Genomic DNA, 8,427 nt, shown 5'->3' on the forward strand with positions numbered 1-8,427 from the left:
CCTCCCTAAAATTTTAAGAAAATTTTCGTTCAGTTAAGTATGATGTATAATTAGCCGATAACAGCTAGAATGTCGCTTTCACGTAAAATTAAGTATTCAGTGTTTTCGTATTTAACTTCAGTACCTGCATATTTTGAGAAGATAATTAGATCGCCTTGGGCAACCTCTAAAGCAACACGTTCGCCATTTTCAAGGACACGGCCAGTACCAACTGCTACTACCTTACCTTCTTGTGGCTTTTCTTTAGCAGTATCAGGAAGAACAATACCGCTTGCAGTTTTTTCTTCAGTTTGAACTAGTTCAATAATAACGCGATCACCTAATGGTTTTAACAAGTGAAACAACCTCCTCATATTCTCTTGATAATTTGTTACATGATTATTAGCACTCTTCATCATCGAGTGCTAACACATTTATAATATTAAATAAACCGAGCCTTTTTTGCAAGTATCTTATTGAAAATTTTTTATTAATTTCTGATAAATTACGGGTAAACTACTTTAGCATAATGATTTCCTTAACAAAGTTATTTAAATGTTTCGTTAGGGGTACCTTTAAGTGGTGTTCTGCCTCAATTTTTGATACCATTTTGGAGTATGCGTTTATAGCTTGTCCCCATATAAGGAACGTTCCGAGCGGAATGGGTGACTATAAAAGGAGTTTTCATTTTTGAAAAAAGAATATTGGTTCGTCATCATCACTTATATTGCCATGCAATTATCCAGTATTGTTGGGGTACCCATTTTCATGCTGATCGGGTCTTATACCGGAATGCCGGCTGATGAACTCCAAGTGAAATCTGCAGCATACTGGATAGTTTTCAGTTTTCTCGCTGCTTTATTCTTGATTCTTTTTTTAATGAGAAAAGATATGAGGGAAAAGTTGGACACGAGAAATCAAACTTCCGTTTCCATGTCCATATTATGGGCAATTGCAGGAGTGTTCATGGCTCTTTTTGCGCAAAGCATTGCCGGCAGCATTGAACAAATGCTTGGGGTGGAGTCTGAATCTGAAAATACGCAGCAACTCATTTCACTCATTTACAAAGTCCCCATGGTCATTTTCGTCACTTCAGTAATTGGACCTATATTGGAAGAATTAATTTTCCGGAAAATCATTTTCGGATCACTTCATAAACGCTTTAACTTCTTTATTTCAGCTTTAATCAGCTCAGTTATTTTCGGCTTGGCGCATGGTGAATTTGAACATCTTCTTTTATATACGGCAATGGGCTTCACTTTTGCTTTCCTTTATGCAAAAACAGGCCGCATTCTCGTATCAATGAGCGCTCATATTGCGATGAATACGCTTGTTATCATCCTTCAAGTGGTATATCGGGAGGATATAGAGAAGATGATGGATACTGCACAGGCCTTCATCGGAGGTTTATTATGAAACGTCAATCACCCTTATTCATGGGCATCATCTATGCAGGCTTAGGAGCTCTTTTTACCGCTATCGCGATTCAAACCGTCAATTCTTCTGGATGGGGACTCTTCGCCTACATACTTGTCCTCATTGCGACTCTTGACTTTGGATCGGGCTTACGCATGATCATGCTGCACTTTAAGATTAAAGCCGCACAAAAAAATAAGAAAAAATAAAAAAACGCTGCAAAGATGCAGCGTTTTTTTCATTCCTCCAAGGCGGCTTCTTCCACTACCGGATAATGTTTCAGGAAGTAGATGAGCGACTGAAGCTCCACGGCCAGGTCAATATGGTGAACCCTTATGGATGGAGGCACGGTCAGCCTTGCAGGTGTAAAATTCAATATTCCTTTTATATCAGCTTTGACTAGACGATCGGTTATCGTCTGGGCTACCTGTGCAGGCACGGTCAATATAGCTGCAGTGATATTATTTTCCTGCAATAACGTATCGATTTGATCCATATGATAGATGGGCACATCAGCTATCCGCTTGCCGACTTTTTCTTCAGAAACTTCGAAAGCCATTTCAATTTTTGTATTATTATTTTTCATGAAATTGTAATTTAAAAAAGCGGTTCCTAAATTTCCTACCCCTATTAAAGCGACTTTGGTCAATTCATCTTGATCTAGTGTTTTTCTAAAGAAGGATAATAAATAATTGACATTGTAGCCGTAGCCTTTTTTCCCAAGCGCGCCAAAGTAGGAAAAATCACGGCGTATGGTGGCAGAATCCACTTTTACAGCTTCGCTTAGCTCTGCCGAGGAAACTCTTTGTTTGCCTGAGGAATGTAAGTTCTTTAAAAATCGATAATACAATGGTAACCTTTTGGCTGTTGCCTGCGGTATCTTTGGGTCATGGTTCATTGTTCTTCCCCGCCTTCACACATGCTTTTCAACTTAATTCTCTATCTGTTTGTTTTACTTGTCTTTTATAATCGTTACTGGAAACTCCGCCTGTTTTCTCCACTAAGAATGTAGGCCCGATCACCATTCCCTTGTCAATGGCCTTACACATGTCATAAACAGTCAAGGCAGTCACGGATGCAGCTGTTAACGCTTCCATTTCCACACCTGTACTCCCTTTTGTCTTAGCTTCCGTTTCAATCCTAAGTCTGTATCCTTGTTCCTCTTTTTCCCACTCAAAGGCTATATTGACCCCTTGCAGAGCAATGGGATGGCACATCGGAATGATATTGGATGTATTTTTGCTGGCCATTATTCCTGCAACCTGTGCAACAGCCAGTACATCACCTTTTTTCATTTTCTGGTTCGTGACCAATTCATATATTTCATCATTCAATAAAATGCTCGATTGAGCTACTGCCGTCCGGGTTGTTTCAGGCTTAGCACTCACATCGACCATTTTGGCCCTGCCCTGTTCATTAAAATGCGTTAAGTCTCCCATTTAAGTAACCCCTCCTAAATCATACACTATTATTCCACTTTATGTAACAGCTTTTGTTTTACCATGGAACCAAGCTGTTGCCGATAATAACTAAAATACGTTACACTATCTATAATCAATTGAGGTGAAATCTATGATTTTATTACAAATCAATCAACTATCGAAATATTATGGAGCTGAACTTATTTTATCAAATATGAAGCTCGAAGTTCAAAATAAAGATCGAATTGCACTTGTCGGCCGTAATGGCGCCGGAAAATCGACTCTGCTAAAAATCATAGCCGGGAAGATTTCCCATGATGGCGGTGAAATTATCAAACCAAAAGGCGTCACAATCGGCTATATGGCCCAGGATACGGGATTGGAATCCGAACTGACCATTTGGGATGAGATGCTGACGGTATTCACGGACCTTATAGAGCAGGAAAAGGAACTGCGTCGCCTTGAAGCTGATATGGCCAGACCTGACATCTTTGAAAACGAAACGGTTTACCAAAAAGTGCTGAATGAATACGACACTTTGATGGTGGCATTCAAAGAGAAGGGCGGTTATCAATATGAAGCGGATATCCGTTCCGTATTGCATGGGCTTCAGTTTGCTGACTTTGACTATTCTACCCCAATTTCCACATTAAGCGGCGGGCAAAAAACAAGGCTTGCATTAGGAAAGCTGCTTTTAAGGAAACCGGATATATTGATTCTGGATGAGCCGACGAACCATTTGGATATTGAAACCCTATCTTGGCTTGAACAATATTTACAAGGGTACCAGGGAGCTGTGCTCATTGTTTCCCATGACCGCTATTTTTTAGATAAAGTAGTGAACCTGGTATATGAGATTTCCCGGAATAACATGAAAAAATACTATGGTAATTATAGTTCTTACCTAGAGGGAAAAGCGGAAGATTATGAGCGGGACATGAAACTGTTCGAGAAGCAGCAAGGGGAAATCGAAAAGCTTCGCGACTTTGTCCAACGTAATATCACAAGGGCTTCGACCACGAAAAGAGCACAAAGCAGACGCAAGCAGCTCGAAAAGATGGATGTTTTGGACAAGCCGCAAGGGGATGAAAAATCCGCGAATTTTTCTTTCCAGATTGAAAGGCAAAGCGGAAATGAAGTACTCCACCTCCAGGACTTGGCTATCGGATACGAAGGGGAAACGGTATCAAGGAATATAAATTCCCGGATGACAAAGGGAGAGAGCATAGCTCTTGTTGGCCCAAATGGAGTTGGAAAATCAACTTTATTGAAAACGATCATTTCTAAGCTGCCTGCACTTTCTGGGGAATTCCGTTTTGGAACGAACGTAGAAGTCAGCTACTACGATCAAGAACAGGCTAACCTTGTTTCCAATAAACGCGTACTCAATGAATTATGGGACGACTATCCCCTTAAACCGGAAAAGGACATCCGCACCGTACTTGGTAATTTCCTATTTAGCGGGGACGATGTTTTGAAAACCGTTTCCACACTAAGCGGGGGCGAAAAGGCTCGGCTTGCTCTTGCCAAAATGATGATGCAAAAAGGTAATTTTTTAATTCTTGATGAACCAACGAACCATTTGGACCTCGATAGTAAATTGGTGCTTGAAAACGCTTTGATCGATTATCCGGGAACTATTCTTTTCGTCTCACATGACCGTTATTTCATAAATCGGATAGCAACGAAAGTGATAGAGCTCTCCAAAGACGGCAACGAAGAATTTCTCGGTGATTATGATTACTATTTAGAGAAGAAACAGGAGCAAGCGGAAATCAAAGCACTTGAACAGCAGGATCAGGCTAAAACTTTAGATGCAGCTGTAGAAAAAACAAATTACAAAATTGATAAAGAAGCAAAAAAAGCAGAACGCCAGCGAAAACGGCGCATTGAGGAAATCGAGGCAGCCATGGAGCGTCTTGAAACCGAAATAAGCGAATATAATGACCTCCTATGCGATCCAAATGTTTTTCAGGACCACGAAAAAGTGATGGAAGTCCAAACAAAGCTTGATAATGCACAGGAAAAATTGGACCAGCTGCTCGAAGAATGGGCTGAACTGGAAGAATGACAAATGACCGGGTCAATCGACTCGGTCTTTTTCACTTCAAATTAAAAAGTTATCCACAAACTTGTTAACAATTCACTTACCGTTTATTAGCCAATAATTTGGGTTATACACATTATCCACAGAAACATATCCACTTATCCACAAAAACACCACTTTATACACATGCAGTAGGATGATCAAAAAAACTTTATCCACAGAATATTCTATTATTTCATTAACACGATAAAAAGACAGGATGCCGAAGTGTGGGATCCTGTCTTCTCGTCAATTAAAATGCTTCTATATCCAATCCAGGATTTCCGTTCAAATCCAAACCAGATCGTTTTCCTTTTTCAAACATGACACTGCCAGCAGCACCGATCATGGCGGCATTGTCTGTACAAAGATAGAGGGGCGGAATGGATATATCCATAGGTAAATCCTTAAAAGCTTCCGTTAATGCTTCCCTAAGGCCTTTATTTGCCGCAACTCCTCCAGCAAGCAATACCTGCTTCACATTATATTCCTTTGCAGCTTTTACAGCTTTCATTACAAGCACTTCTATCACGCTTGCTTGGAAACTTGCCGCTAAATCTTTAGGTTCGATTTTTTCCCCGCGCTGTTCTGCATTATGCAAAGTGTTGATCACCGCCGATTTCAACCCGCTGAAGGAAAAATCATAGCTGCCATCCAACCATGCCCTAGGCAGTTTTAAAGTTGGTGAGCCTTCTTGCGCAAGCCTATCGATATGAGGACCGCCAGGATAAGGGAGCCCCAATGTTCGAGCCACTTTATCATACGCCTCTCCTGCTGCATCATCCCGCGTCTCCCCTATCACCTTGAAAGAACCTGGCTCTTCTAAAAGCACCAATTCTGTATGACCTCCCGAAACGACTAAAGAAAGCGCAGGATATTCGATCTCCTGAATAAGCCGATTTGCATAGATATGACCAGCGATATGATGCGTACCGACAATTGGTATTCCATGTGCGAAAGCTACAGCCTTCGCCGCATTCACGCCTATTAATAGTGCCCCAACAAGGCCGGGGCCTTCTGTAACGGCAATGGCATCCAAGTCTTCATATGTAACACCGGCTTGCAGCAGTGCTTCTTCAAGAACAATCGTAATTTGTTCTACATGATGACGGGAAGCTATTTCAGGGACGACACCGCCAAAACGTTTATGGCTTTCAATTTGTGAAGCCACGACATTACTCAGTATCTCCGTACCATTTTTTATGACAGCTGCCGCAGTTTCATCGCAGCTCGTTTCAATACCTAATATAAATTGATCTTGTTTCATGAAAAATTCACCCACATAACATAAGCATCTTCTTGATTGTCTGTATAATAATTTTTTCGGATTCCGCCCTTTTGGAAACCTAGTTTTTCATAGAGCGAAATGGCTACTGCATTACTGACACGGACCTCTAGCGTCATCCTCACCACACCCATCGAAATGGAGATTTCAATCATCTTCCTGAGCAAAGCTTCTCCTAGCTTTTGCCCTCGGTATTCTGGCAATATCGCTATATTGGTAATGTGCGATTCATCAATGACGATCCAGGCACCGCAATAACCGGCGATTTTACCTTCATCCTCTATCACCATGTATACAGCATATTGATTATGATTCAATTCATTAAAAAAAGCTTCCCGGCTCCAAGGCAAAGTAAAGGACTGCTTTTCCACGTTTAGCACTTGGTCGATATCTTCCGTATTCATCTTTCGGAACGTCAATGTTTTACTCATAATAATCGGTCGCTTTCCTTGTTTATTTCCCCTGCTGTTCAAGCCACTTTGCTTCTGCTTCAGCCATGCGGATATAATTCGGTACAAACTGGTGAACATCCACTTCAGTCTTATCAAGACCAATGAAGGCCAGTTCGCTTGGCCTTGAATTATATGACTGTACCGGAGCAAATACCGCCAATTCCCCTAATGCATCCGTAATTGCATCCCGATGGATGTCCACATCTTGACCAACAAATAAAACAGGACGATTTAATTCCTTCAATTGACTCGCCCACTCAGAGGATAGAATATTACAATCTTCTATGACTGTCTTTAAAGAGTCCTTTTCCATTTCATATAATCCAGTATAAATCTGCCCTCTTCTTGCATCGAACAAGGGAGAGATCACCCCGTTAAAATATCGTCCATTAGCTGCTAAAACCTCTAAGCTGGAAACACCTGATAAGGGAATCTGAAGCGTCCAGGCCAAGCTTTTCGCTATCGTCACTCCAATCCTGACCCCTGTATATGAGCCTGGACCTTGAGCGACCACAATCTTAGTCAATTCCTTCGGTTTAGTATCACAATCCCTCAGCAGTGTTTCAATTGCCGGCATTACCCGCACCGAATGATTTTTCTTTAGGTTCGTCGTATACTCACCAATTACTTGATTCTCGTTTACCAGTGCAATCCCTAATGTAAAATTCGATGTATCTATAGCTAAAACCTTCATCAAATAATCTCCTTACATAACTTTACATATCGTTCGCCTTTGGCTTCCAAAACAATACGCCGGCTGGTATCGCCCAGACGATAGATATAAATGGTCAAGATTTCCTCTGGAAGGTGATCCTTTATTAAATGGGCCCATTCAACGACAGTCACACCATCACCATCAAAATATTCATCAAAGCCTAGATCTTCTTCCGATTCACTTACCCGATATACATCCATATGATACAAAGGCAAGCGACCCATGTATTCCTTTATTATCGTAAAGGTAGGGCTATTCACCATTCTGGTAACACATAGTCCTTTAGCCAGCCCTTTTGTGAATGCCGTCTTCCCTGCACCCAAGTCACCTTCTAATGCCAGAACATCTCCACTGGAGAGCTTTTGTGCCAACCTATGCGCAAATTGCGCAGTTTCTTCCTCACTCTGAGAAATCCATTCAACATGTTGCATATATCAATCACCTTTATCATTATTAGGAAACGTCCTATAGTTCATGTCTATAACCATAAACGCAATATTATGGAATGGAACAAAAACCATTCTATATGTAGTTTACCTTGTTTCAAAAGAAGAAACAAATAAGTTAGGGACATAATTATTCGAATTTCAGATAAAACAAAAAAACGAAACCTAAGTTTCGTTTTTTTCATGATTGCGGGGACAGGATTTGAACCTGCGACCTTCGGGTTATGAGCCCGACGAGCTACCGGACTGCTCCACCCCGCGACGGTATGAATGTTACTTTTATAAATATAGTATTCCCATTTATTTAAAAAGAATACAATGATTATAGCTTGGCGGCGTCCTACTCTCACAGGGGGAAACCCCCAACTACCATTGGCGCTGAAGAGCTTAACTGCCGTGTTCGGAATGGGAACGGGTGTGACCTCTTCGCTATCGCCACCAAACATTTAATCTTTTAGCACATTTATTATCATACCATGTATGAAATCAAAATGCAAGAAGAAATTTTCATTCCTTCAAAACTAGATAATATTAAGAAGGTATTTCATTTTTTAAAAAGCGTTGGTTAAGTCCTCGATCTATTAGTATCAGTCAGCTCCACATGTCGCCACGCTTCCACCTCTGACC

The 8,427-nt window shown here is 41.0% G+C and carries 10 protein-coding genes, 1 tRNA gene and 1 rRNA gene; 3 read left to right on the forward strand and 9 right to left on the reverse strand.

The features are described 5' to 3' along the window. Positions 1-50: 50 nt before the first annotated feature. Entirely contained in the window at positions 51-335 is a 285-nt protein-coding gene (gene groES, locus ACWF5P_RS23595) for a co-chaperone GroES (protein ID WP_101225604.1), read from the reverse strand. Positions 336-669: 334 nt separating this feature from the next. Between groES and ACWF5P_RS23600 the strand changes: the two genes are divergently transcribed. Together ACWF5P_RS23600 and ACWF5P_RS23605 are read left to right on the forward strand one after the other, a co-directional pair. Further along, a complete protein-coding gene (locus ACWF5P_RS23600) occupies positions 670-1,395 on the forward strand; it encodes a CPBP family intramembrane glutamic endopeptidase (protein WP_427575323.1) in 726 nt (241 codons plus the stop codon). Continuing rightward, on the forward strand, positions 1,392-1,604 hold the full coding sequence (locus ACWF5P_RS23605; RefSeq protein WP_034306342.1) for a YdiK family protein: 213 nt from the start codon (positions 1,392-1,394) through the stop codon (positions 1,602-1,604). The genes ACWF5P_RS23600 and ACWF5P_RS23605 overlap by 4 nt, the downstream gene beginning before the upstream one ends. A 29-nt stretch (positions 1,605-1,633) precedes the next feature. Here the strand turns inward: ACWF5P_RS23605 and ACWF5P_RS23610 are convergent, their stop codons facing one another. Together ACWF5P_RS23610 and moaC are read right to left on the reverse strand one after the other, a co-directional pair. After that, positions 1,634-2,293, reverse strand: a complete 660-nt coding sequence (locus ACWF5P_RS23610; protein ID WP_034306345.1) for a redox-sensing transcriptional repressor Rex — start codon at positions 2,291-2,293, stop codon at positions 1,634-1,636. Between the two features lie 28 nt (positions 2,294-2,321). Further along, complete coding sequence (moaC, locus tag ACWF5P_RS23615; RefSeq protein WP_101225602.1) at positions 2,322-2,834, reverse strand: cyclic pyranopterin monophosphate synthase MoaC; 513 nt, start codon at positions 2,832-2,834, stop codon at positions 2,322-2,324. A 133-nt stretch (positions 2,835-2,967) separates the two neighbouring features. Here moaC and ACWF5P_RS23620 point away from each other — a divergent pair, with 133 nt between their 5' ends. Beyond that, positions 2,968-4,887 (forward strand): ABC transporter ATP-binding protein, encoded by a 1,920-nt coding sequence (locus ACWF5P_RS23620; protein ID WP_101225601.1) that lies wholly within the window; start codon positions 2,968-2,970, stop codon positions 4,885-4,887. A gap of 268 nt (positions 4,888-5,155) precedes the next feature. On the opposite strand, the gene tsaD is transcribed toward ACWF5P_RS23620, so the two are convergent. From tsaD to rrf, 6 genes are all read right to left on the reverse strand, one after another. Then, positions 5,156-6,169, reverse strand: coding sequence for a tRNA (adenosine(37)-N6)-threonylcarbamoyltransferase complex transferase subunit TsaD (tsaD, locus tag ACWF5P_RS23625; protein ID WP_260359228.1), 1,014 nt, complete (start codon positions 6,167-6,169; stop codon positions 5,156-5,158). Then, positions 6,166-6,618: a ribosomal protein S18-alanine N-acetyltransferase gene (gene rimI, locus ACWF5P_RS23630; RefSeq protein WP_101225599.1), complete on the reverse strand. Its 453-nt coding sequence runs from the start codon at positions 6,616-6,618 to the stop codon at positions 6,166-6,168. Before rimI ends, tsaD begins: the two co-directional genes overlap by 4 nt. A gap of 22 nt (positions 6,619-6,640) precedes the next feature. Further along, entirely contained in the window at positions 6,641-7,333 is a 693-nt protein-coding gene (tsaB, locus tag ACWF5P_RS23635) for a tRNA (adenosine(37)-N6)-threonylcarbamoyltransferase complex dimerization subunit type 1 TsaB (RefSeq protein WP_230178626.1), read from the reverse strand. After that, positions 7,333-7,785: a tRNA (adenosine(37)-N6)-threonylcarbamoyltransferase complex ATPase subunit type 1 TsaE gene (gene tsaE / locus ACWF5P_RS23640; RefSeq protein ID WP_434168310.1), complete on the reverse strand. Its 453-nt coding sequence runs from the start codon at positions 7,783-7,785 to the stop codon at positions 7,333-7,335. Before tsaE ends, tsaB begins: the two co-directional genes overlap by 1 nt. Before the next feature lie 202 nt (positions 7,786-7,987). After that, a tRNA-Met gene (locus ACWF5P_RS23645) sits at positions 7,988-8,061 on the reverse strand. A 66-nt stretch (positions 8,062-8,127) separates the two neighbouring features. Continuing rightward, a 5S ribosomal RNA gene (gene rrf, locus ACWF5P_RS23650) occupies positions 8,128-8,243 on the reverse strand. Positions 8,244-8,427 lie beyond the last annotated feature (184 nt).

This window comes from Peribacillus sp. NPDC055009, from assembly GCF_053608705.1.